At 36.1% G+C, this 24,917-nt stretch carries 22 protein-coding genes; 6 read left to right on the forward strand and 16 right to left on the reverse strand.

Going from position 1 to position 24,917, the window contains the following annotated elements; genetic code table 11:
* Positions 1–5: 5 nt before the first annotated feature.
* The 10 genes from nuoH to aspS form a co-directional block, all read right to left on the reverse strand.
* The gene (gene nuoH / locus LNP19_RS04985) at positions 6–1,058 is read right to left on the reverse strand and encodes an NADH-quinone oxidoreductase subunit NuoH (RefSeq protein ID WP_230063703.1); all 1,053 of its coding nucleotides are present in this window, start codon (positions 1,056–1,058) and stop codon (positions 6–8) included.
* 3 nt (positions 1,059–1,061) lie between these two features.
* Positions 1,062–2,105: an NADH-quinone oxidoreductase subunit G gene (locus LNP19_RS04990; protein ID WP_230063704.1), complete on the reverse strand. Its 1,044-nt coding sequence runs from the start codon at positions 2,103–2,105 to the stop codon at positions 1,062–1,064.
* 87 nt (positions 2,106–2,192) lie between these two features.
* Positions 2,193–3,560, reverse strand: a complete 1,368-nt coding sequence (gene nuoF / locus LNP19_RS04995; RefSeq protein WP_230063705.1) for an NADH-quinone oxidoreductase subunit NuoF — start codon at positions 3,558–3,560, stop codon at positions 2,193–2,195.
* Position 3,561: 1 nt separating this feature from the next.
* Entirely contained in the window at positions 3,562–4,092 is a 531-nt protein-coding gene (locus LNP19_RS05000) for an NADH-quinone oxidoreductase subunit NuoE family protein (RefSeq protein ID WP_230063706.1), read from the reverse strand.
* A gap of 3 nt (positions 4,093–4,095) precedes the next feature.
* Positions 4,096–5,334, reverse strand: coding sequence for an NADH-quinone oxidoreductase subunit D (locus tag LNP19_RS05005; RefSeq protein WP_230063707.1), 1,239 nt, complete (start codon positions 5,332–5,334; stop codon positions 4,096–4,098).
* 32 nt (positions 5,335–5,366) lie between these two features.
* Positions 5,367–5,888, reverse strand: a complete 522-nt coding sequence (locus LNP19_RS05010; protein ID WP_230063708.1) for an NADH-quinone oxidoreductase subunit C — start codon at positions 5,886–5,888, stop codon at positions 5,367–5,369.
* Positions 5,889–5,893: 5 nt separating this feature from the next.
* Positions 5,894–6,442: an NADH-quinone oxidoreductase subunit B gene (locus tag LNP19_RS05015; protein ID WP_072939960.1), complete on the reverse strand. Its 549-nt coding sequence runs from the start codon at positions 6,440–6,442 to the stop codon at positions 5,894–5,896.
* 88 nt (positions 6,443–6,530) lie between these two features.
* The gene (locus LNP19_RS05020) at positions 6,531–6,896 is read right to left on the reverse strand and encodes an NADH-quinone oxidoreductase subunit A (protein ID WP_230063709.1); all 366 of its coding nucleotides are present in this window, start codon (positions 6,894–6,896) and stop codon (positions 6,531–6,533) included.
* Between the two features lie 243 nt (positions 6,897–7,139).
* Positions 7,140–7,334: a cold-shock protein gene (locus tag LNP19_RS05025; protein ID WP_007137066.1), complete on the reverse strand. Its 195-nt coding sequence runs from the start codon at positions 7,332–7,334 to the stop codon at positions 7,140–7,142.
* 111 nt (positions 7,335–7,445) lie between these two features.
* Positions 7,446–9,197, reverse strand: a complete 1,752-nt coding sequence (gene aspS, locus LNP19_RS05030; protein ID WP_230063710.1) for an aspartate--tRNA ligase — start codon at positions 9,195–9,197, stop codon at positions 7,446–7,448.
* Positions 9,198–9,345: 148 nt separating this feature from the next.
* Between aspS and LNP19_RS05035 the strand changes: the two genes are divergently transcribed.
* Both LNP19_RS05035 and LNP19_RS05040 read left to right on the forward strand, forming a co-directional pair.
* Positions 9,346–10,350, forward strand: a complete 1,005-nt coding sequence (locus LNP19_RS05035) for a TlpA family protein disulfide reductase (RefSeq protein WP_230063711.1) — start codon at positions 9,346–9,348, stop codon at positions 10,348–10,350.
* 251 nt (positions 10,351–10,601) lie between these two features.
* The gene (locus LNP19_RS05040) at positions 10,602–11,600 is read left to right on the forward strand and encodes a GntR family transcriptional regulator (RefSeq protein WP_230063712.1); all 999 of its coding nucleotides are present in this window, start codon (positions 10,602–10,604) and stop codon (positions 11,598–11,600) included.
* Between the two features lie 52 nt (positions 11,601–11,652).
* Here the strand turns inward: LNP19_RS05040 and LNP19_RS05045 are convergent, their stop codons facing one another.
* The 5 genes from LNP19_RS05045 to LNP19_RS05065 are packed head-to-tail and all read right to left on the reverse strand — an operon-like array spanning position 11,653 to position 18,408.
* Positions 11,653–14,829 carry an efflux RND transporter permease subunit gene (locus LNP19_RS05045; RefSeq protein ID WP_230063713.1) on the reverse strand — a complete coding sequence of 1,059 codons (3,177 nt, stop codon included), beginning with the start codon at positions 14,827–14,829 and terminating at the stop codon, positions 11,653–11,655.
* A 29-nt stretch (positions 14,830–14,858) separates the two neighbouring features.
* Entirely contained in the window at positions 14,859–15,926 is a 1,068-nt protein-coding gene (locus LNP19_RS05050; RefSeq protein WP_230063714.1) for an efflux RND transporter periplasmic adaptor subunit, read from the reverse strand.
* A gap of 8 nt (positions 15,927–15,934) precedes the next feature.
* Positions 15,935–17,272 (reverse strand): TolC family protein, encoded by a 1,338-nt coding sequence (locus LNP19_RS05055; protein WP_230063715.1) that lies wholly within the window; start codon positions 17,270–17,272, stop codon positions 15,935–15,937.
* A complete protein-coding gene (locus LNP19_RS05060) occupies positions 17,265–17,867 on the reverse strand; it encodes a TetR/AcrR family transcriptional regulator (RefSeq protein ID WP_230063716.1) in 603 nt (200 codons plus the stop codon). The genes LNP19_RS05055 and LNP19_RS05060 overlap by 8 nt, the downstream gene beginning before the upstream one ends.
* Before the next feature lie 19 nt (positions 17,868–17,886).
* Positions 17,887–18,408 carry a YceI family protein gene (locus LNP19_RS05065; RefSeq protein WP_230063717.1) on the reverse strand — a complete coding sequence of 174 codons (522 nt, stop codon included), beginning with the start codon at positions 18,406–18,408 and terminating at the stop codon, positions 17,887–17,889.
* Between the two features lie 199 nt (positions 18,409–18,607).
* Between LNP19_RS05065 and LNP19_RS05070 the strand changes: the two genes are divergently transcribed.
* The gene (locus LNP19_RS05070; RefSeq protein ID WP_230063718.1) at positions 18,608–19,582 is read left to right on the forward strand and encodes a polyprenyl synthetase family protein; all 975 of its coding nucleotides are present in this window, start codon (positions 18,608–18,610) and stop codon (positions 19,580–19,582) included.
* A 79-nt stretch (positions 19,583–19,661) separates the two neighbouring features.
* Entirely contained in the window at positions 19,662–20,015 is a 354-nt protein-coding gene (locus LNP19_RS05075; protein ID WP_230063719.1) for a hypothetical protein, read from the forward strand.
* Between the two features lie 116 nt (positions 20,016–20,131).
* On the opposite strand, the gene LNP19_RS05080 is transcribed toward LNP19_RS05075, so the two are convergent.
* Entirely contained in the window at positions 20,132–20,674 is a 543-nt protein-coding gene (locus LNP19_RS05080; protein ID WP_230063720.1) for a hypothetical protein, read from the reverse strand.
* Positions 20,675–20,791: 117 nt separating this feature from the next.
* Here LNP19_RS05080 and LNP19_RS05085 point away from each other — a divergent pair, with 117 nt between their 5' ends.
* The gene (locus LNP19_RS05085) at positions 20,792–23,569 is read left to right on the forward strand and encodes a 2-oxoglutarate dehydrogenase E1 component (protein ID WP_230063721.1); all 2,778 of its coding nucleotides are present in this window, start codon (positions 20,792–20,794) and stop codon (positions 23,567–23,569) included.
* Positions 23,570–23,667: 98 nt separating this feature from the next.
* Entirely contained in the window at positions 23,668–24,885 is a 1,218-nt protein-coding gene (gene odhB / locus LNP19_RS05090; RefSeq protein ID WP_230063722.1) for a 2-oxoglutarate dehydrogenase complex dihydrolipoyllysine-residue succinyltransferase, read from the forward strand.
* Positions 24,886–24,917: the final 32 nt, after the last annotated feature.

The raw sequence follows: 24,917 nt of genomic DNA on the forward strand, positions 1-24,917 counted from the left end.
TCTAATTAAAACCCTAAGAATACTGCTATTTCAGCTCTCAAAATTACGATTCCGGTAATAATGATATTGATGATAGACAATGGAATTAAAATTCTCCATCCTAAGTGCATCAATTGATCGTATCTAAATCTTGGAATTGTCCATCTTACCCACATATAGAAGAAAATGAAACCGCATATTTTTACAAATAATACTCCAATTCCTATTACATTGGCAATGTTTACACCCCAGTTCTCCACAGCCCAGCTCATTCCGGGATAATTATAACCTCCAAAGAATAAAACGGCAAGTATAGCAGAGGAGATAAACATATTGGCATATTCAGCAAATAAATAGAATCCCATTTTCATCGAAGAATACTCTAGATGATATCCTCCAATTAATTCGGTTTCACATTCCGCTAAGTCAAATGGTGTTCTGTTAGTTTCTGCAAAGGCACAAACTAAGAAAATCAAGAAAGAAAGTGGCTGGTAAAACACATTCCAGTTCATTCCTTCTTGTTGTAATGAAATTTCTCTTAGACTCAAGGTACCAGTCATCATCAATAAGGCTATTAATGACAATCCCATCGCTACTTCATAAGAGATCATTTGTGAAGCGGCACGAATTGCACCCATTAAGGAGAATTTATTGTTAGATGCCCATCCACCGATCATAATTCCGTAAACACCTATAGACAATATACCGATGATGTATAATAAGGCAACATCAATGTCAGTGGCTTGTAAAATGATGTCTCTCCCAAAAAGATGAAATTTATCTCCCCAAGGAATTACGGCGCTGGTCATTAGAGCGGTGCTCATGGCAATTGCCGGACCTACGAAAAATAAAAAACGGTTTGGTGTGTTTGGTTCAAATTCTTCTTTGGAGAATAATTTTAATCCATCGGCAAGTGGTTGTAAAACACCACCTTTTCCGGCTCTGTTGGGACCAATACGGTCTTGTATCCAGGCGGCAACTTTTCTTTCAGCAAGAGTAGAGTACATTGCCATAAGCATAGTAATGGCAAAAACGACTAGTATGATGATGCTTTTTTCTATAATGATTGTACTATCCATTTTTTAAAGATTACCATGTTTAAAATCTTCTCCTTCTTCTTTCTTCAATGGGATAGCAGACATGCTTATTTTCTTACGGTCTTGCTCTCTTCCTTTAAGAATTCCTTCTTCGGTAGCTATGTGAACTGTTTCTAGTTCTTGCGTATAATTGTTTTGGTTGATAACCGAATCTTTATCGAACTCTCTTGGTCCTTCAATAACCCAATCAGCAGGATCTTTATGGTCAAAACGGCAGCCGTTGCAGATAAATTCTTCTACTTCATGATAGATGTCTTTTCTTCCGGTAACTCTTTGTATTTCGTCTCCAAACATCCAAAGGGTTGTTTTTCCGCAACATTTGTCGCAATCCCTGTGTGCATTGAATGGTTTGTTGAACCAAACTCTTGATTTGAAACGGAAGGTTTTATCAGTCAATGCGCCTACTGGGCACACATCGATCATGTTTCCTGAAAATTCATTGTCGATTGCTTTAGAGATACAAGTCGAAATATTCGAATGATCGCCTCTGTCCATTACACCGTGTACACGTTTATCTGTCAATTGATCGGCAACTTGTACACATCTTTGGCATAAAATACAACGATTCATATGCAGTTGAATATTTGGACCAATATCTTCTGGTTCAAAAGTTCTTTTTTCTTCAATGAAACGACTTTTTGCCTTTCCGTGCTCAAAACTTAAATCCTGTAAATCACATTCGCCCGCTTGGTCACAAATAGGACAGTCTAGTGGGTGGTTGATTAATAAGAATTCAGTTACTGATTCTCTGGCTTCTTTTACTCTGTCAGAAGATTTGCTGTTTACTTCCATGCCGTCCATGCATCCTGTTACACAGGAAGCCATTAGTTTAGGCATTGGTCTTGGATCTGCTTCACTTCCTTTGGCAACTTCTACTAAACAGCAACGGCATTTTCCGCCGCTCCCTTTTAATTTAGAATAGTAGCACATTGCTGGTGGAACAGATTCCCCGCCTATCATACGTGCTGCTTGTAGAATGGTTGTCCCTGGTTCTACTTCAATCGCTTGACCGTCTATTGTTACTTTCATTTCTTACTTTTGTTTTTTTAGTTTAAAAGTTTAAAGTTTCAGGTTGCTACACTTGAAACTAAAAAAAACTTAAAACTTGAAACTAATTTAAACTGTTTGTTTCGTTACTAAATGCTTTACTTTTTCAAAAGGTTCAGCAACAAAATGGTTTCTGTTTTTTATTCTTTCCGGGAAGCGAACATGGTATTCAAATTCGTCTCTAAAATGACGGATAGCTGCTGCTACCGGCCAAGAAGCCGCATCACCTAATGGACAAATAGTGTTCCCTTCAATTTTACTTTGAATGCTCCAAAGCAAATCGATATCTTCTTCACGACCGTGGCCGTTTTCGATACGATGTAATACTTTTTCTAACCATCCTGTACCTTCACGACATGGGGTACATTGTCCGCAACTTTCGTGGTGGTAAAAACGGGCAAAATTCCAAGTGTTACGTACAATACAAGCCGTATCATCGTAAACTATAAAACCTCCCGAACCTAACATTGATCCTGTTGCAAATCCACCGTCACTCAAAGATTCGTAAGACATCAAGCGGTCTTCACCGTTGGCGGTTTTGTATATTAAATCGGCAGGTAAAATTGGCACTGATGATCCTCCGGGCACTAATGCTTTCAAAGGTCGGTCAGAACTCATGCCGCCTAAATATTCATCTGAATTCATGAATTCGTAAACACTTAAACCCAATTCAATTTCATAAACACCCGGATTCTTGATATTTCCTGAAGCCGAAATTAATTTGGTTCCCGTAGATCTTCCGATTCCAATTTTTGCATAATCATCACCAGAATTATTGATAATCCATGGCACCGTAGCTATAGTTTCTACATTGTTAACCACTGTAGGATTAGCCCAAAGTCCTGAAACGGCTGGGAATGGCGGTTTGATACGAGGATTTCCTCTTTTTCCTTCTAAGGATTCAATCAATGCGGTTTCTTCCCCACAGATGTAAGCACCGGCACCACAATGAACATAAAGTTCTAAGTCATAACCAGAGCCTAATATATTCTTTCCTAACCAACCTGCCGCTTTTGCTTCGGCGATGGCTCTTTCCAGAATTTTATAAACCCACATGTATTCTCCACGAATGTAGATGTAAGAAAGGTTTGCGCCCAAAGCAAAACTGGAAGTAATCATTCCTTCAATCAGTAAATGAGGAATAAATTCCATCAAATAACGGTCTTTGAATGTCCCTGGCTCTGATTCATCGGCATTACAAACTAAATGTCTTGGTTTTCCTGATTTTTTATCAATAAAACTCCATTTCATTCCGGCAGGGAATCCAGCGCCACCACGACCACGAAGTCCTGATGTTTTAACTTGCTCAACAACTTCGTCAGGAGTCATTGATTTGATCGCTTTTTCGACCGAAGCATAACCACCGTTTTGACGGTATACTTCATAGGTTTTGATTCCAGGAATGTTTATTTTGTCTAATAATATTTTTTTTGACATCTTATTTATCGTGTAATATTATTTTATTATCTCGGCAATCAGCAATTAGCTGATCGATTTTTTCTTTGGTAAGATGCTCTTTGTAAAAATCACCCAATTGCATCATCGGGGCATAACCACAGGCTCCCAGACATTCTACTCCTTTTACTTCAAAGAGTCCGTCTGGAGTAGTTTCTCCGATTTTTACACCCAGTTTTTCACAGGTATAATCCATCAAGTCTTCGGTGCCGTTTAAGCAACATGGTGAAGTTTGACAAAATTCAAACATGTATTTCCCAACAGGTTTCTGATTGTACATGGAATAAAAGGAAACCACCTCATAAACTTCAATGGGTAGTATTTGAAGAATTTCGGCTACTTTATCCATTAGTTCGATACTCAGCCAGTTTTCATGAGCGTCCTGAACTTCGTGTAAAACAGGGAGTAAGGCTGATTTTCGTTTGTCTGCAGGATAATGACTAATTAATTCATTGATGCGATTCATCAATGCTTCAGTCATGTTTATTTCTTGTTTGTAATGTGTACGTTCCATAATTTATGCGTCTAATTCTCCGGCAATTACATTTAAACTTGACAAAATCACAATAGCATCAGAGAGTAATGCTCCTTTGATCATTTCAGGATAGGCTTGATAATAAATAAAGCAAGGTCTTCTAAAATGGAGTCTATAAGGAGTACGGCTTCCGTCTGTTTCTAAATAAAAACCAAGTTCTCCGTTACCGCCTTCTACTGCATGATATATTTCTGCCACTGGAACAGGGACTTCTCCCATTACAATTTTAAAGTGATATATTAACGATTCCATGCTAGTGTAAACATCTTCTTTTGGAGGCAGGTAATAATCAGGAACTTCGGCATGATATTCATTTCCTTCCGGCATTTTTGCCAATGCTTGACGAATGATACTTAAGCTTTCCCAAACTTCGGCGTTACGCACGCAAAAACGGTCGTAAGTATCACCTGATTTTCCTACTGGAATTATGAAGTCAAAATCCTCGTAAGAACTGTACGGATGTGCTACACGAACATCGTAATCGACACCTGCGGCACGTAAGTTCGGCCCTGTGAATCCGTAGGACATGGCTTGTTCAGCAGATATTGGTCCAACGTTTACGGTTCTGTCAATAAAAATTCTATTTCTTTCGAATAAGTTTTCGAATTCTTTCCAAGCTGCCGGAAATTCTTCTAAAAACAAGTCTAATTTTCTAAAAGCTTCTGGTGACCAGTCTCTTTCGAAACCACCAATTCTTCCCATATTCGTTGTTAAACGAGCGCCACAAATTTCTTCGTAGATTTCGTATATTTTTTCTCTAAACTGGAAAACATAAAGGAAGCCGGTATAAGCACCCGTATCTACCCCTAGAATAGAGTTACAGATAATGTGATCCGCTATTCTGGCCAATTCCATCACGATAACCCTTAAATATTGCGCACGTTTTGGCACTTCAATATCCAATAGTTTTTCTACAGTCATCCACCATCCCATATTGTTGATAGGGGAAGAGCAATAGTTCATTCGGTCCGTAAGTGGAGTAATTTGGTAAAAAGGACGATTTTCAGCGATTTTTTCAAAAGCACGGTGAATGTAGCCAATAGTTGGTTCGGCATCTAAAATCCGTTCCCCATCCATTAACAATATGTTTTGAAAAATTCCGTGTGTAGCAGGGTGAGTAGGGCCTAAATTCAGAATAGAAAGCTCGCTTCCGTCTTCATTTAGCTTCTCTTTTATTATTTTAGCATATCGATGCTCTGGGGGTAATAATAGTTCTGACATTTATAGAATGTGAAAAATTATAAAATGTGTTTTTAGCAATTGTCTATTGTTCTACCGAAAAAACGATCGTCTTTATCTGTTCTTCCGCCGTCTTCCATAGGGAACTCTTTACGCATTGGGAAAGAAATCATTTCATCCATATTTAAAATACGTTTCAATTGTGGATGACCTATAAAATCTACTCCATAAAAATCAAACGTTTCTCTTTCCATCCAGTTTGCACTTAGGAAAATGTTGGATATTGTTTTTATTTCCGGTTTTTCACCGTTGATGTAGGTTTTGATTTTTATACGTTTGTTTTCGTACCAATTGTGCAAATGATATACAATTGCAAATTGCTTGTTAACTTCATTATCTGGATAATGTATTCCGCATAAGTCAGTCAAAAAGTGAAATTGTAAGCTAGGATCGTTTTTCAAGAATAAAATGATAGCTTTATTTTTGTCAGCATCAATTTCAAAAGTAAAAATGTCTTTTTGCTGTTGAAAATTGAAAACTTCTTCACCAAAGTTTTGCGTTAATTTATCTTGAATATCTGTATTTTCTAATGCCATCTTGATTATTTGATATTATAAGAAGCTAATAATTCTTGGTACTCTGGAGAACTTCTTCTTCTTACAGATTCATTTTTTACTAGTTCTTGCAATCTCATTACTCCATCTACAATTTGCTCTGGCCTCGGAGGGCAACCTGGAACATAAACATCAACCGGAATTACTTTGTCAATTCCTTGAAGGACAGAGTAGGTGTCAAAAATTCCTCCTGATGTTGCGCAAGCACCAACAGCAATAACCCAACGAGGTTCTGACATTTGTTCATATACCTGGCGTAAAATTGGGGCCATTTTTTTCGAAATAGTTCCCATTACCAGCAGCATATCTGCTTGACGCGGAGAGAAACTCACACGCTCAGATCCAAATCGTGCCAAATCATAATGAGATGCCATGGTCGCCATGAACTCAATACCGCAACAAGAAGTTGCAAAAGGCAAAGGCCAAAGTGAATTAGCTCTAGCTAAACCTACAACATCATTTAGTTTTGTGGCAAAGAAACCTTCGCCTACAACACCTTCTGGCGGTTCAACCATTTTTATATTTGAATTGCTCATTTTATATTTTTATTTTGAATTTTGAATTGTAAATTTTGAATGTTCAAAACCATTTTTAATTCATCATTTTTAATTTAAAATAAATTTATTATTCCCACTCTAAAGCTTTCTTCTTGATGATATAGAAAAAGCCAATAAGAAGTAAAGACATGAATATCAACATTTTAATCATGCCTTCGATACCAAGTTCTTTGAAGTTGACAGCCCAAGGATAAAGGAAAATTACTTCGATGTCAAACAGAACAAAAAGAATGGCAACAAGAAAATATTTTACCGAAAAAGGAATTCGAGCATTTCCTACGGATTCGATCCCACACTCGAAATTAGCATCTTTAACTTTAGAAGACCTTTTTGGGCCTAATTTTCCAGAAACGATGATTGTTCCTGCAACAAATCCAACAGCCAGTAAAAACTGTATTAAAATAGGAATATAATTTAATTGATCAGATTGCATAATTGTCTTTTTTAGCACTAAAATAAGCCACAAAGATAGGTTTCAAGGAATTAAAACACAAGCCAAATCCGGAAATTAGTTGGAGCGAAAATGCGGTTACTCCTTAATTTTTAATGATTATAAATAAGAAATTTTGTTTTGTATTTTCTTAGCGGTGCTTTTCGATGTAAGCAAAAAAAAACGTTCCGAAATAAATCGGAACGTTTTAAACATTCGTAGGCAAAAAAAAATATTTTTTTATGCTTAGATAACTGCTACTTTCGCAGCAACTTTTCCTTTTCTTCCTTCTTCTTCTTCATAGCTAACTCTGTCACCTTCGCGCAATTCTTCCGCGTTGATTCCTGAAGCGTGAACAAAAATGTCTTTTCCTGTTTCTTCGTCTGTAATGAATCCGTAACCTTTAGACTCATTGAAAAATTTAACTGTACCTGTACGCATTGTAATAGTAATAATAATTTATAATGAGGCAAATGTAATCTTTAATATAATACGAACGCTAAAATTCTAATATTTTTTTGCAAAAATATTGATATTCAGTGATTTCGTCCTTTAGATGCTAGCTAGTTTTATGTGTAACTCTTTTAATTGCGAAGCATCAATTGTTGAAGGGGCGTCTATCATAACATCTCTTCCAGAGTTGTTTTTTGGAAAGGCTATGAAATCACGAATGGTTTCTTGGCCTCCTAAAATTGCTACTAAACGGTCTAATCCAAATGCCAATCCTCCGTGTGGTGGAGCTCCAAATTGGAAGGCATCCATCAAGAACCCGAATTGTGCTTTGGCTTCTTCTTCGGTAAATCCTAAGTATTTAAACATTAATTGTTGAGTTTCCTTATCGTGGATACGAATTGAACCTCCTCCAATTTCATTACCATTCAAAACCATATCATAGGCATTAGCACGAACTTTTCCTGGATTGGTTTCCAATAAGTGCATGTCCTCTGGCTTTGGAGAGGTAAACGGATGGTGCATGGCGTGGTAGCGACCGCTTTCTTCGTCAAACTCTAATAAAGGGAAGTCAACAACCCAAAGCGGAGCAAATTCTTCCGGTTTGCGCAAACCTAAACGAGTTGCTAATTCCATACGCAAAGCACTTAATTGAGCACGTGTTTTATCTGCCGGACCGGAAAGAACGAAAATCATGTCACCTGCTTTTGCTGCGGTTGTTTTTGCCCAATTGGATAAATCATCTTGATCGTAAAATTTGTCAACAGAAGATTTGTAGGTGCCGTCTTCATTGCATTTCACATAAACCATTCCTGATGCGCCAATTTGAGGACGCTTAACCCAGTCAATTAAAGCGTCAATTTCTTTGCGGGTATAATTTCCGACTCCCGGAACCGCAATCCCGACAACTAGTTCGGCGGCATTGAATACCGGGAATTCTTTATGTTGCGCAAATTCGTTTAATTCGCCAAATTCCATCCCGAAACGAATATCCGGTTTGTCATTTCCATAGGTTTTCATGGCGTAATCGTAGGTAATTCTAGGGAATTTATCTACGTCTACTCCTTTTATTTCTTTTAGTAAATGTCTTGTCAGTCCTTCAAAAACATTTAGAATGTCTTCTTGTTCTACAAATGCCATTTCGCAATCGATCTGTGTAAACTCAGGTTGACGGTCAGCACGTAAATCTTCATCGCGGAAACATTTTACGATTTGGAAATATTTATCCATTCCGCCCACCATCAATAATTGTTTGAAAGTTTGCGGCGATTGCGGTAAAGCATAAAACTGACCTTCGTTCATACGGCTTGGTACAACGAAATCTCTTGCTCCCTCCGGAGTCGATTTGATTAAGTATGGGGTTTCCACTTCGCAGAAATCCAAGTCTGAAAGATATTTTCGAACTTCCATTGCCACTTTGTGACGGAAAAGCAAGCTGTTTTTTACCGGATTTCTTCTGATGTCCAAGTAACGGTATTTCATTCGAATGTCTTCGCCACCGTCAGTTTCATCTTCTATAGTGAAAGGAGGTGTCAAAGCGCTGTTCAATATGTTTAGTTCAGTAACTAAAATCTCGATTTCACCTGTTGGGATGTTTTTGTTTTTGGCTTCACGCTCGATAACGGTTCCTTTTACTTGGATAACAAATTCGCGTCCAAGTGTTTTGGCTAATTCAAAAACGGATTTGTCCGTACGGCCTTCGTCAAAAATAAGTTGAGTGATTCCGTAACGATCTCTTAAATCTACCCAATTCATAAAACCTTTATCTCTGGATTTCTGAACCCAACCGGCTAGAGTAACCTCAGTATTAATATGTGAAGCGTTAAGTTCTCCACAGTTATGACTTCTATACATTATCAAAATTTTAGGATACAAAAGTAGCGACAAAAATTAAATTAATCCCGAAAAGAGGCAAACTTCAATAAATTAATTTTTTGTTAATTTTTAATTTCACTTCAGATTAATCAATTAGATTTGGTTGAAAATATTAAACTATAACCATATGAAAAAATTACTTTTTATCGCCTTAGCGCTTGTGAGTGCTGTTAATGTGATAGGACAAACCAAGGCCACCTTGTCTTTTAAAGCTGAAATTGCCAATAGGAATACTGATGCTATTAGCTTTCTGGATAGAAATAATGGAAAGGAAGTAAAAAAGATTTTAGTTGGAAAAGATGGGATTTTTAAAGATTCTTTTTCTGTAGAAGAAGGTTTCTATATGTTGTTTGATGGTAAGGAATACACTCAATTATTTCTTAAAAATGGTTATGATTTAAAGCTTAAAATGGATGCTCAAAAATTTGATGAGTCAATTGTGTATTCCGGAAAAGGAGCTGTTGAGAATAATTTTTTGGCACAAAACGCAATTGAAGATTCAAAATACGATTATGATTCGCTTTTAGCTTCAAATGAAGAAGGTTTTGCTAAACTTATCGGGGAGAAAAAAACGGCTGATTTGTTGAAATTAAACAACAATAAATTAGATCCAAAATTTGTGGAATTGCAAAAGACAAGTGTAGAAAGATCTTTGGAAGGATTGACTAAATACCATCAAAAAGGTTTGGAGACAAATAAGATGAACGGTACACAATCTCCTTCTTTTGAGTATGATAACTATAAAGGCGGAAAAACAAAATTAGAAGATTTTAGAGGGAAATATGTTTACATAGATGTTTGGGCTACTTGGTGCGGTCCTTGTCGTACTGAAATTCCGTTTTTAAAGAAAATGGAAGAGAAATATCATGGTAAAAACATTGTTTTTTTAAGTATGTCTATTGATAAATTGAAAGACATTGAAAAATGGAAAACAATGATCAAAGAAAAAGAATTAGGAGGCGTGCAGGTTTTTGCAGATAATGATTGGAATTCTCAGTTTGTAAAAGACTTTAATATTACAGGAATTCCTAGATTTATTTTGATAGATCCAAACGGAAAAATCGTTAAGGCTGATGCGCCAAGACCTTCTAGTCCAAGGATTCAAGTAGAATTGGATGCTCTTTTGAACTAGTTTATATAGTAGTACTATATCAAAAACACCAATGTGAAAGCATTGGTGTTTTTTTGTGTTTTCTTGATAAGGTTATTGTTCGCAAAAGAGGCAGACTCTTCATCTTGTCTTTTTTATTGTGAAAAAAAATATGATTTGTGTTTGTTTTTTGTTGTTTTTGTATGGAATGTGAAATTTAAAAAGGGATTTTTTTAATAAAATACACCAGTACCTACCAGTTTTTTGTAACTTGGCCAAAAAAAAAGAGGTTCATGAAAATTATTTCAATTCAAAATAATTTGGGTTTGCCAAAATATAGGCAAATAGTTTTATCAATTGAAAAAGCAATTGAAAAAGGGATATTAGCAAAAGGGGAGCGGCTACCCTCCATAAACAAAGTCTGTTTAGAATTTTCTTTGTCACGTGATACTGTCTTGCAAGCCTACGAAGAATTAAAGAAAAGAGGAATTATTTATGCTATTCTTGGAAAAGGATATTACATAAAGAGCACTGAAGTGACCATCAAGCAAAAAATATTTTTATTGTTTGATGAATTAAATATTTTCAAGGAAGACATCTATAATTCTTTTTTAAAAAGTATTGGTAATGATGTTCAGGTCGACATTTTCTTTCATCATTTCAATAATGAAATGTTTCGAAAGTTGATCAATGAAAGCAACGGAAATTATACTAAATATATTATAATGCCTACAAATTTGTCAGGTGCAGTTATGGCGATAAAAAGCTTGCCGGCGAAGGAAGTATTTATATTGGATCAAACTAATCCCGACCTAAAATCCTATCCTGCCATCTATCAAAATCATAAAAAAGACATTTATGATGCCTTGTTGAAAGGGAAGTCTAAATTGGATAAATTCAAAAAGTTAATTATTATTTTTCCCGGTTTTAGAGAACCATTAGGGATGAAAGAGGGTTTTGAAAACTTTTGTAAGGACTTTTTATTTGAGCACGAGGTAATCACAAAGTTTGATAATCGTGAGATTGAAGTGGGTGAAACTTACATTATTCCAAATGACAGGGATTTAGTGGCTGTCATTGAAAAATCAAAGCTTCAGAACTTGAAATTGGGGAGTGATTATGGTATTATTTCTTATAATGAAACAGCTTTGAAAAAGGTGGTAGAAAACGGCATCACGACCATTTCTACAGATTTTGAGGCTATGGGAGAAATTTTGGCCCAAATGGTCTTGAAAGGGAAGAAAGAACAAATAGAAAACAAGTGTTCTTTGATTATCAGGAATTCATTATAACTAAAAAACCTGCTCATTGGAGCAGGTTTTTTATTACTGATTTATTCAATTTTTAAAGAGTGTGTTTTGGATTAAAACCGTCTTCGCTGAGTTCTTGGTGCACATAATCAGCGACCATCTCCGCTTCATAATCGATTTTTTCTCCTTTTGAGAATTTATGGATTATTTTTTCCATGATTTCATAGATCACAGGAACTACAATCAAGGTTAAGAATAACGAACTAATCAATCCTCCAATAATTACCCAAGCCAAACCGTTTTTCCATTCTGCTCCCGCTCCAGAAGCTAATGCAATTGGAAGCATACCAAATACCATCGCTATTGTTGTCATCAAAATAGGACGCAAACGGGCATGATTTGCTTGGATTAAGGCAGTACGGATAGATTCGCCTGCGGCTCTTCGCTGGTTCGTGTAATCGACAAGCATGATCGCATTTTTACAAACCAGACCAATTAACATGATGATACCTAAAATCGTAAAGATGTTCAATGAGTTATTGGTCAAAGCCAAGGCTAATAATACTCCAATAAACGATAGCGGAATAGCAAATAATACTACAAACGGGTGAACAAAACTGTCATAAAGACCAACCATTACAAGGTAAACCAAAATAATGGCGGCTAACAATGCAATTCCTAAAGTACCAAAACCTTCACTTTGGTTCTCTTGATCACCTCCCCAAATGTAGTTTACGCCTACCGGTTTCTCTAGTTTGTCAAGTTTTTCCTGCCATTGACCAACAATTGTTCCAGCTGGAACTCCCACGTTTTGACCTTGTACCGTTACCGAGGCAGTTTTGTCTCTACGTTCTAATTTACTTGGGCCAGAACCTTCGGTGATTTTAGCAAACTGATTTAGTTTGATTTGCTGACCGGCACTATTAATGAAAATTAAATTACTAACATCAGTAATGTTTTTTCTGTCAAAAGCATTGTATTTAATGTTGATGTCATATTCATATTCACCGGCTCTAAATTTCCCATCGGTATTACCGCTATAAGCTGTTTGCATGGTTAAACCAACAGTTTGCAAGCTTAATCCTAAAGCAGCCATTTTATCACGGTCAACTTGTACGTTTATCTCCGGATTACCGTCTTCTACTGTTAGTTTGATTTCAGTTGTACCCGGAATTTTGCGTAATTCAGCTTCAGCTAATTTTGCAAATTTCATTGCACTATCAACATTTGGCCCCGTTACAATCAATCCTAAAGTAGCATCTTCGGCAGTTCCTAGAAGACCTACAGGAACGGTTTTCACTTTGGCACCAACTAAAACTTTTTCCAGTTTGCGTTTTGTTTTTGCAGCATATACAGAAGCATCATCAGTACGATCTTTTTGATCAATCATTTTAACGTTGATCTCTGCTTTGTAAGCTGTTGCTTGCGATGCTCCAAGACCTTCACTGGTTTGACCTACTGTTGTAATTTGACTAAAAACATATTCTTCATTTTTCAAGAAAGCTTCCGCTTTTTGAGTCATAAAGTTGGTTTGATCTAAGGAAGCGTCTTTTGGCATTTCGATTTGAACTAAGAATTCACCACTATCCGATGCAGCGAAAAACTCCCCACCAATATAACCACCACCAAGTAGTGAAAAAATGGATCCAAAGAAAAGAACCAATACCACTAGAATCGTTTTTATATAATGATCCAGACACCAGTTTAGCAAGTTAGAAACCCAGTTAGTAAAACGTGTTAAATAGCTTTCGAAGCCAAGGATAATTCTTCCAAAAGCATTTTTACCTTCAATATGTTCTAATTTTCCAAAACGGGAAGACAACCATGGAATGATAGTAAATGAAGCTAATAAAGAGAATAAAGTGGAAATAATTACTGTAACACAAAATTGGGTAATGATGTTTGAAACTAAACCAGAACTCATTGCAATTGGTAAAAATACAACCACAATTACTAAGGTAATCGAAGTTACGGTGGCGCCAATTTCGGCAGTTCCATCATAAGAAGCTCGAATTCGGCTCTTACCCATTTCCATGTGCCTGTAAATATTCTCAATTACCACAATGGCATCATCAACCAGAATACCTACCACCAGCGATAGTCCTAATAAACTCATTAAGTTAAGGGTATAGCCCAACAAGTAAATCCCGATAAATGTTGCGATTAATGAAGCTGGGATGGCTACCATTACAATCAAAGAGTTTCGGATACTGTGTAAGAAAAACAGCATTACAAAGGCAACTAAAAGAACGGCAATCAATAAATCATGTACAACAGAGTCAGCTGCTTCTAGGGTGAAAACTGTACTGTCTTTTGCAACGCTTAATTTTAAGTCTACCTGTTTGTAGTCACTTTCTAGTGTTTTAATAGTATTTAATAATTGCTCACTAACGGCAACCGCATTCGCATCAGATTGTTTTACAATTTGAAGAATAATGGCACTTTTTTGGTTAATACGAGCAATTTTTTCGGCAATTTTTTGAGTATCCTGAACATCAGCAATATCTGCTAAACGAACTTGAATTCCGTTTTGAGAGGAAACTACTAAATTTCTTAACTCATTTACATTTTTATATTTCCCCGCTAAACGAATTAATATTTTTTGCTCACGAGTTTGAATATTTCCTGTTGGGAAATCTAAGTTTGACGATAAAATCACTTGTTGTACCTGTGGAACTGATAGTCCATAACCTTGCATTTTTACCGCATCAAGGTTTACCTGAATTTCACGTTCCTGGCCTCCAATAATGTTCACTTGAGCAACTCCATTTACACGAGATAAAATAGGGGCGATTTTTTTGTCGATTAAGTCATAAAATTCGGCCTCGTCCATTTTTCCATTGGCACCAATGGTCATAATAGGTAAATCACTCAGGGAAAATTTTGTCAGCGAAGGCGGATCGGCATCATCTGGCAAGTCACTTAAAACGGCATTAATTTTACGTTGGGCATCATTCATAGAGATGTCAACATTGGCATTCGAAGTCAATGTAATCGATACTATCGAAAGGCTTTCGTAAGACTTAGAGTCTATTTTTTTTATATTTTCTAAGGATGCAATGGCATCTTCAATCTTCTTGGTTACGGTGTTTTCTATTTCACTCGGAGAAGCTCCTGGGTAAACAGTTGAAACCGTAATCACGTTTGTTTCAAATTTTGGAATCAGTTCGTAACCTAGCTGGCTGTAACTGAATAATCCACCAAGAGTCAGAATTGTAAACAATACAATTACCAGCGACGGACGTTTTATGGATATTTCGGCTAATTTCATATTTCTCTTTTGTTGATTCTTAAAATCAATTATTTAATGATTTCTACAGTGTTTCCGTCTTGTAGGTTAATTTGACCTGTAATAACTACGATTTCACCATCAGCTAATCCATTGATAATTTCGACTTGATCTCCTAGGATTCTTCCTGCAGTAACCTTTTTCAATTTTGCAATACCGTTTTCTACTACAAAAACTTCGTTGCTACTTACACTGCCTACAAAAGCATTTCTAGGCACTACCGTTAGCATTTGTTTTTGTTGTTGAGAAGCAAATTGGGCCGTTCCGTACATTCCTGCTTTTAGGTCGTTAGATGAATTGTTTGTGATTTCAATTTCTACTGGAAAGTTCAGGCTGCTATCCGCTTTTGCAGCAATAAATGTAATTTTTCCAGAAAAGCTTTTGTCAGGATAAACGCTGGCAGAGATGTTGACTGTATTTCCAAGTTTTAAGCTGGCTACTTGGCTTTCGTTTACAGTAACTTTCAATTTTAATTTGGAAACATTTACAATATCAAACAAGGCAGTTGCTGGCATTCCGGTTAAAATAGAACCCGGTTCAACATATTTTTTATTGATAAATCCTTTGATAGGGGCTTTTATTTTAGTGTCTCCAACATTAATATTGGCTTGTTTCAAATTAGCATCAGCATTTGTTAAAGCTAATTTTGCCTGATCTAATTGTTGTTTTGTAATACCTCCTGTTTTGAAGGCATTCTCGTATCTGCTATAATCCGCTTTGGCATTTTGATATGCTGCTTGTGCTGCTTGAGCGTTTACGTTGATCACGTCACTTCTAACAATTAATAGCGTTTGTCCAACATTTACATAATCCCCTTCTTTTACCAGAACGCTGGTTACTTTTCCTGATTTTTCAGCAGAGAAAGTCAATTCCTGTGTAGGTTCAAAATTACCATTGGCGTTAAAATCTAGAGAAACTTCTGCTGTTTTTACAGTGGCTGTTTTTACAGATACTGCTGCATTTTTTTCAGCAACAATAGCCGTTTTCTCTTCGTTTTCTTTTTTGTTTTTAGTTAATATGAATCCAATTAAGGCCAAAGATCCAGCAATGGCTACAATCGTTATAATAGTTTTTTTCATTTTGATAGTTATTTAATAAGTGTTTTTAATTCTCCTTTTGATTTGATTAATTGGATTTCTGCCAGTTTGTAATCTAATATAGCAGAGGTGTAATTGTTTTGTGCTTCTGTTAAAGAATTTTCAGCATCTAATAAATCAGTTAAAGTCGCCAATCCTTGAACGTAATTGTTTCGGGTGTTTTCTAAAACTTCTTGGGCAAGTTTTGCATTTTCCTTTTGGTTTTCAATAGTGATCAAGCTATTGTCAATTTGAGTTTTTGCATTGGCGAAAGCCAAATCAAGACCTAATTTTGTATCGTTGATGTCTTCTTTAATCGATCTTAATTCAACATCGGCTTTTCTGATTTTGGAACGAGTATCAAATCCGGAAAAAATAGGCACTCTTAAATTCAATCCTATCGAGGAAAAATCGGACCAGTAAACACCGTCTGCTGGTTTTGCTCCTAAGGGCATTTTAGGACCTTGTCCTATATAGTTGTATCCTGCAGAAAGGGATAAAGTAGGGTAGTATCCTGCTATAACTGACTTTTTTTGATATTCTAGTAATTCTTCCTGTTTTTTCAATAGTAAGAATTCGGTTCTGTTTGCGGTGTTTGGAACTTCAGTCAATGCCATAGGTGTTACTTCAAAGGCGGCTTTTGGAATTTCGATTGCGTTTTCTATGGGCATTCCCATGTAAAATTTCAAAGTATTTTCCTGAATTTGAACGCCGTTGAGAACTTGTTGGCGTTGGGTTTTTATGTTCGAAATTTTAACGATGATTCGGTCTAAATCAATTTTTTTGGCAAGTCCATTGTCAAATTGCCCTTGAATAATGTTCTTTACTTTGACTGTGTTTTGATACATATTGTCTAAAACGCCCAAGTTTTGTCTTTGAACATAGATTTGGTAGTAGCTGTTTGCGACTCTCTCAATAACCTGCTCTTCGGTCAATTGTGCGTTGATTTGGTAAAATTCTCTTGTTGATTTTGCCGCTTTTAAACCTGTAAAAACAGATTGGTCAAAAAGGTTTTGAGTAAGAGAAACGCCGGCAACTGAATTCCATTTTTGTCCAAAAGCAGCTTGAATGGTTGTTCCCGGTTGTCCAAATCCTGCGCCATCAATAACTGTGGTTTGTATTATGGGATTATAGGTTAACCCTCCATTTGCTGAAATTTGTGGCAAGGCTCTGGAACGAACTTCTTGTATTTGGTATTCGCTATTTTCTACTTTTAATTTTGCTTTTTGAGCATCGGCTTTATTCTCTAAAGCATAGTTAATCGCTTCTTTTAGTGTTAGCGATTTTACGCCTTGTGCATTTGCTGTCAAGGCAAATGTGAAGATGGTTATTAAAATTAGTTTATTCATTATAAGTAAGGTTTAGTAAATTTTTTTCTAGTTCAGTGATTCCTTTTGGTGTTGCCATAGCTCTTGTATGGTATTCAAGAGCTTGTAGTTCTTTATTTTGTGCTTCTTTTTCAGAAATTGTATTTTCGTTAACTGTGAAAATTAGTGTGTAATAGAATTGCACATAAGTGTCAATGTCTAAATCTTCACGGTAGAGTTGTTGCTTAATCCCTTTTTCAATATTTTGTCTGAACCAAGATTGGCATACATCTATTTCCCGCTCGATTATCGTATGGTACATTTTAGGATAATATTTTTTTAATTGGTATAAAGGAGAAGAGTCTGTAGACTTGAACATCTCTTTAAACATTTTTTTAATTTCAAAATTTTCCTGAATGGCATTGTGATTTTTGGCTGCAATGGTATCTACTATCCGATGCAATTCCTGATGAACCATTGTTGTGCATTCTTCTATTAAAACCTCTTTATTGCAGAAATATTTGTAAATTGTTTTTTTTGAGATGCACATTTCTCCTGCAATATCATCCATAGTAATGCTTTTAAAACCAAGTTTTAAAAACAATTCGCTGGCTTTTGATACTATTTTCTCTTTCATTGTATTAAATGGATTTTATTTAAGCGCTGAATTCTAAATTAGCAACGAGTTTAATATCTTGCCCCAAGGCTAATCCGCCAGAGTGGTTGTGCGGATTTAAAGTTAGGCCAAAATCTTTGCGATTGATGTTTCCGGTGATTTCAAAAGTGGCTTTGGTGCTCCCGTTATAAGTTTCAATTCCCAGTAATTCTGCATCAAGTTCTACTACTTTGGTAATATTTTTTACCGTCAAATTTCCTTTGATAAAATTGATGTTTTTGTTTACTTTTTGGAACGATGTCGATTTAAAACTGATAATTGGATGTGCCTTGGTGTCAAAAAGGTCATTTAATTTTAAATGAGAATCCACCTGTTCTAGTTTAGTGTCTTTGTTGTTGATGTCTAGATCAAATGTGATGCTGGCATTTTCCAGTTCATTATTTTTAATATCTAAGAAACCGTCAAACTTGTTTTTGGTTCCGGCTAAATAAGCTATTATGGAATGCCTAATTTTAATCAGAGCATCTGATTGATTTGAATCAATAGTCCATTTTGTTGTCATAATTAAAAGGAGATAGCTGTTGAGTTTCAGTTTAAAAACGAAACGGGAATCTTTAGTGTTAAAATTTCGTTTGCAAATGTAGTATGGAAACTTTGGAAACAAAAATAGTTTCCAAAGTATTTGCGTTTTTTTAACATTTCATTTAACAAGCAAGTTTGTAATCAAAGGTGAATGCTGTAAATTAGCCGAAAAATATTTTATGCACGCCATCAGTCAGTATCGAGATTTTTTCTTAAGTTATTTAACGAATCAATCCATCCATAAAGAACCTAAAAATTTATACGAGCCTATTGAATACATAATAGGTTTAGGAGGAAAGCGTATGAGGCCTTTATTGACCTTGATGGCTTCGGAGGTTTTTAATGCAGATTATAAAAAAGCACTTCCGGCTGCTATGGCGGTAGAAGTTTTTCATAATTTCTCATTAGTTCATGATGATATTATGGATGATGCGCCCTTAAGACGAGGACACGAAACGGTTCATGAAAAATGGGATCTCAATACGGGGATTTTGTCTGGCGATGCGATGCTTATTTTGGCTTATCAATATTTTGAACAATATGAAGCTGGTATTTTTAGGGACTTGGCAAAATTGTTTAGTAAGACAGCTCTCGAAGTTTGCGAAGGACAACAATGGGATGTCGATTTTGAAGCCCGAAAAGATGTTACTGTTCCGGAATACCTGAAAATGATTGAATATAAAACAGCCGTTCTGGTTGCTGCAGCGATGAAAATGGGCGCGATTGTAGCCGAAACTTCTGAAGCCAATGCAAATTTAATTTATGAATTTGGATTGAATTTGGGCTTGGCTTTTCAATTACAGGACGATTTTTTAGATGCCTTTGGTGATCCGGAAACCTTTGGGAAACAAGTGGGCGGTGATATTATCGTAAATAAAAAAACCTATTTGTATCTAAAAGCATTAGAGTTTTCAGCAAAAGAAGAAGGGCAGCAATTAATAGATTTGTTTTCTGTTCAACTAGAGGATAATTTGGATAAAATAAATGCTGTAAAGGGAATTTTCGATCGTTCGGGAGCCTCAAAAGCGACTCAACAAGCCATACAGCAATATACTTTTAAAGCTTTTGATACTCTTGAGAAAATGGATATAGAAGAAGAAAAGAAAGCAATATTAAGAGCTTTTGGCGAAGACTTGATGAGAAGAAAGGTTTAGTATTAGTGATGAATTGTAGTATTTAGAGACCTTAAATTAATCTCGATAAGCTCGGGGCGTTAATCAAAATTAAATTTTTATGTATATAGCTCCAATAAATGTTGATTTGCTGTTTTCAGAAGCTGAAAAAGAGGCTTTATACGTTAAATTAATAGAGCAATTGAACAAAGATTTTAATCTGGCTAATGAAGGAGTTGATTTTCCTCTCAGCATTTCTCCTGAGGAATTAAAAATTCAATTGCATGAAAAAATTTATAGGCTGATTCAGTATAAGTTTGCCGAATATCTCAATTTGCTTTATATCATTGATGTTTCAGAGGAACAAATAAAACAGTTAGACGGCTCAGATTTGGTGGTTCTGGCGGAGCAAGTTTCTTTTTTGATTCTAAAAAGAGAGTGGCAAAAAGTTTGGTTTAGGAATAAATATCGTTAGAAGTTATCAGTTGTTAATTTTTAGTTAGGTGCTAAAGCTTGAACTTAGGGTTTGTAATAAGCAGTAATTTGTTCTATAAACCATAACCGATAACAGAAAACTGATAAGGCACAATCCTAGAAATAAACCCTTACAAAAGGCATGAATGCGCTGCCGTAAATGTCATTTGTATCATTCAATACATTATAACGGGCTCCAATAGTCACATTTCCGGTTCTGTAACCGGCGCCAAGAAACAAGCCAGTATTCCAGTAATCTTGCGAGTTGTTGCTTGATCCGTCAAGGTTTACATTGACTCTTAGTTCTTCTAATTCTGCCGAAAGTTGAATTTCTTGGATAGGGTTGAATAAAGCAATTAGACTTCCTCCGTACAAATGTGAAGCATAATAATTTCGTTGTTTTATATAGGTGTATTGAGCGCCAACTCCTACAGCAACATATTCGTTAAAATTATAAATGGCACTAGGAGCCAGAGAAATATCAGTATAGCCGCTACCAAGACTTAGACCAATTCCTCCTCCAAATTGTACATTTCTCCAGAAATCGTTTCCGGAATTTGAAATACTTTTTTGTTGTTGTGCCAATAGATTATTTGAAATTAATAAAATAATGGCAGCTGAAATTAATTTTAAAATAGAAAAAAAGGGATTCTTTCTCATAAGTATTTAATTTTTTGAACAATTTAACATTTAAATGTAAATAAAAGTAAATATAAATTTAGGGGATTATTGTACTTTTGCCAAACTATTTTAACAAAAAGTATATTCACTGATATTATGGATAGGTTTTCATTTTTAAACGCAGCACATACCGAGTTTTTTGCACAATTATACGATCAATATTTAGAGAATCCAGATAGCGTAGAGCCAAGCTGGAGAAGTTTCTTTCAAGGTTTTGACTTTGGAATGGCTACTTATAACGATGAAAACCCAGCAACTTACATTGCAAATGTTGCTGCTGGAGCTATAGAATGTGCACCTATTTCTGAAAAACTTCAAAAAGAATTTAACGTATTAAAACTGATCGACGGCTATCGTTCTCGTGGTCATTTGTTTACAAAAACAAATCCGGTTCGTGATCGTAGAACATCAACGCCTACTTTGGATATCGAGAATTTTGGTCTTTCAAGTTCCGATTTGAATACTGTTTTTGATGCAGCTAAGATTATAGGTAAAGCACCTTGTTCGCTTTCAGATATTATTAAGCATCTTGATACTATTTACTGTCAGCACATTGGTGTAGAGTATATGTATATCAGGAATCCTGGCGTTATTAAATGGATTCAAGATAAGCTAGGTGTAAATGATAATTTGCCTAATTTCTCTAGCGAGGAGAAAAAATCAATTTTAAATAAATTGAATGAGGCAGTTTCTTTTGAGAATTTCTTGCATACAAAATACGTAGGTCAAAAACGTTTTTCTCTTGAAGGAGGAGAAACAATTATTCCTGCATTGGACGCTTTGATCGAAAAAGCAGCCGAAAAAGGAGTGGAACAATTCGTTATGGGAATGGCACATCGTGGTCGTTTGAACGTTTTGGCTAATATTTTTGGTAAATCTACTCAGGATATTTTCGGAGAGTTTGATGGTAAAGATTACGATCAGGAATATTTTGACGGAGACGTAAAATACCATTTAGGTTTAACAGCTGATAAAGTAACGGCTTCAGGTAAAAAAATAAACATTAATTTAGCGCCAAATCCTTCGCATCTAGAAACGGTAGGTGCTGTAATTGAAGGAATTACCAGAGCGAAACAAGATAAGTATTTCCCGGATGATTTTTCAAAAGTATTGCCAATTGCCGTTCACGGTGATGCTGCAATTGCTGGTCAAGGTATTTTATACGAGATCATTCAAATGGCACAGCTTGACGGTTACAAGACAGGAGGTACTATTCATATTGTAATTAATAATCAAGTAGGATTTACTACAAATTATACTGATGCCCGTTCTTCTAAATATTGTACAGATGTGGCCAAAGTTACGCTTTCGCCGGTATTGCATGTCAATGCCGATGATGCAGAAGCGGTGGTACATGCTATGGCATTTGCTTTGGATTATAGAATGGAATTTGGACGCGATGTATTTATTGATTTATTAGGCTATAGAAAATACGGGCATAATGAAGGAGATGAACCTCGTTTTACACAGCCGGTATTGTATAAGCTTATTGCAAAACACAAAAATCCTAGAGATATTTATGCAGAGAAATTATTGTCAGAAAGTGTTATAGATGCTACTTATGTCAATGGTTTAGAGGTAGAATATAAATCGAATTTAGAGATCAATTTGGAAGCTTCACGCAAAAAAGATTTGACCATTATCACTCCATTTATGAAAAATGAATGGAAAGGTTTTGAGCAGGTTTCTGATGCCCAAATGTTGCAAAAGGTGGATACTTCTTATTCTAAAGAAGGTTTGACTCAGGTGGCAAATGCCGTTTGTAATTTGCCTTCGGATAAAAAATTTATCAAAAAGACTGAAAAATTAATAAACGACAGAAAAACCATGTTCTTTGAAACCAATCAATTAGATTGGGGAATGGGAGAGCATTTGGCTTATGGATCTTTATTACAGGAAGGTTATGATGTTCGAATTTCCGGTCAGGATGTGGAACGTGGGACTTTCTCTCACCGTCATGCTGTGGTTAAGGTAGAAGATTCGGAAGAAGAAGTAACATTAATAAATAGCTTAGAAGGAGCAAAGGGGAAATTCCATATTTTTAATTCCTTCTTGTCAGAATACGGTGTTTTAGGTTTTGATTATGGTTATGCTTTGGCGAATCCTAATACATTGACCATTTGGGAAGCACAGTTTGGGGATTTCTCTAATGGAGCCCAAATTATGATTGACCAATACATCTCTTGTGGAGAAGACAAATGGAACAACCAAAATGGAATTGTTTTACTATTGCCTCACGGATACGAGGGACAAGGTGCAGAGCACTCTTCGGCTAGAATGGAAAGATATTTGCAGCTTTGTGCCAGACACAATATGTATGTTGCCGATTGTACAACTCCGGCAAACTTCTTTCACTTGCTAAGAAGACAAATGAAAACTACTTTCCGTAAGCCACTTATCGTGTTTACCCCAAAGAGTTTATTGCGTGATCCAAGATGCGTTTCCTCAATAGAAGAATTCACTAGCGGAAGTTTTCAAGAAACAATTGATGATACAACAGTAAACAAAGCGGATGTAAAAACTTTGGTTTTCTGTACGGGTAAATTCTATTATGACATCACTGCTGAAAGAGAAAATAACGGACGCAAAGATGTTGCCGTGGTAAGAATTGAACAATTATTCCCATTACCGGTTGAACAATTAAAAGCAATTATCGCTCAATATCCAAACGCTGATGATTATGTTTGGGCGCAAGAGGAACCAAAAAACATGGGAGCATACAGCTACATGTTGATGAATTTTGACTTAGTCAAATGGAGATTAGCTTCGTTAAAAGCCTATTCAGCACCGGCTTCAGGAAGTTATACCAGAGCAAAACGCCGTCATGCCGATGCTATCAGAATGGTTTTTGACAAAGATTTATTCAGATGTTAGAAATTGTTTTGACAGACAGAAATAAAGAACAGAACAAGCAGTAGTTGTTTTTAAAAACAATTCAAAATATAAAATTCATAATTTAAAAATTATACAAGATGATTTTAGAAATGAAAGTCCCATCACCTGGGGAATCAATAAAAGAAGTTGAAATTGCAACTTGGTTAGTAAAAGACGGAGATTATGTAGAGAAAGACCAAGCAATTGCTGAGGTTGATTCTGATAAAGCAACATTGGAATTGCCAGCTGAAGCTAGCGGAATTATCACGTTAAAAGCCGAAGAAGGTGACGCAGTAGCGGTAGGGGCAGTAGTTTGTTTAATTGATACCGCAGCAGCTAAGCCATCAGGTTCAGCAGCAGCTCCGGTGGCAGCAGCAGTTGAAGCTCCAAAAGCAGCACCGGCTCCAGCTCCAGTTGCAGCTCCAGCAACAACTTATGCTTCAGGGACTCCATCTCCGGCAGCAAGAAAAATATTAGACGAAAAAAATATAACGCCTGCTTCCATTACTGGAACAGGAAAAGACGGAAGAATCACTAAAGAAGATGCCGTAAATGCAGTGCCTTCAATGGGAACTCCTACAGGAGGATCTAGAGGAACTGAACGTACAAAATTATCAATGTTACGTCGTAAAGTAGCTGAAAGATTAGTTGCGGCCAAAAACGAAACAGCCATGTTGACTACTTTCAACGAAGTAAACATGACGCCAATCAACTTGATTCGTAACGAATACAAAGATGCGTTTAAGGCAAAACATGGCGGAGTTGGATTAGGATATATGTCATTCTTTACCAAAGCGGTTACTAGAGCTTTGCAATTGTATCCTGACGTAAATTCTATGATGGATGGCGATTATAAAGTGGCTTACGATTTCTGCGATATCTCTATCGCTGTTTCAGGACCAAAAGGATTAATGGTTCCTGTTGTTCGTAACGCTGAGAATTTGACTTTCCGTGGTGTTGAGGCTGAAATCAAAAGATTAGCTCTTAGAGCACGTGACGGTCAAATCACCGTTGACGATATGACAGGTGGTACTTTTACAATTACCAATGGTGGTGTATTTGGATCGATGTTGTCTACGCCAATTATCAACCCTCCTCAGTCTGGAATTTTGGGAATGCACAACATTATCGAGCGTCCGATTGCCGTAAACGGAAAAGTGGAAATTCACCCAATGATGTATGTGGCACTTTCTTATGACCACAGAATTATCGATGGTCGTGAGTCAGTTGGTTTCTTGGTGGCTGTTAAAGAAGCTTTAGAAAATCCAATGGAATTGTTGATGGATAACAATCCTAAAAAAGCATTAGAATTGTAAAATTCATTTCTAATCATAAGAAAATCCCATTT

It is taken from the genome of Flavobacterium acetivorans (assembly GCF_020911885.1).
Taxonomy (GTDB): Bacteria; Bacteroidota; Bacteroidia; order Flavobacteriales; family Flavobacteriaceae; genus Flavobacterium; species Flavobacterium acetivorans.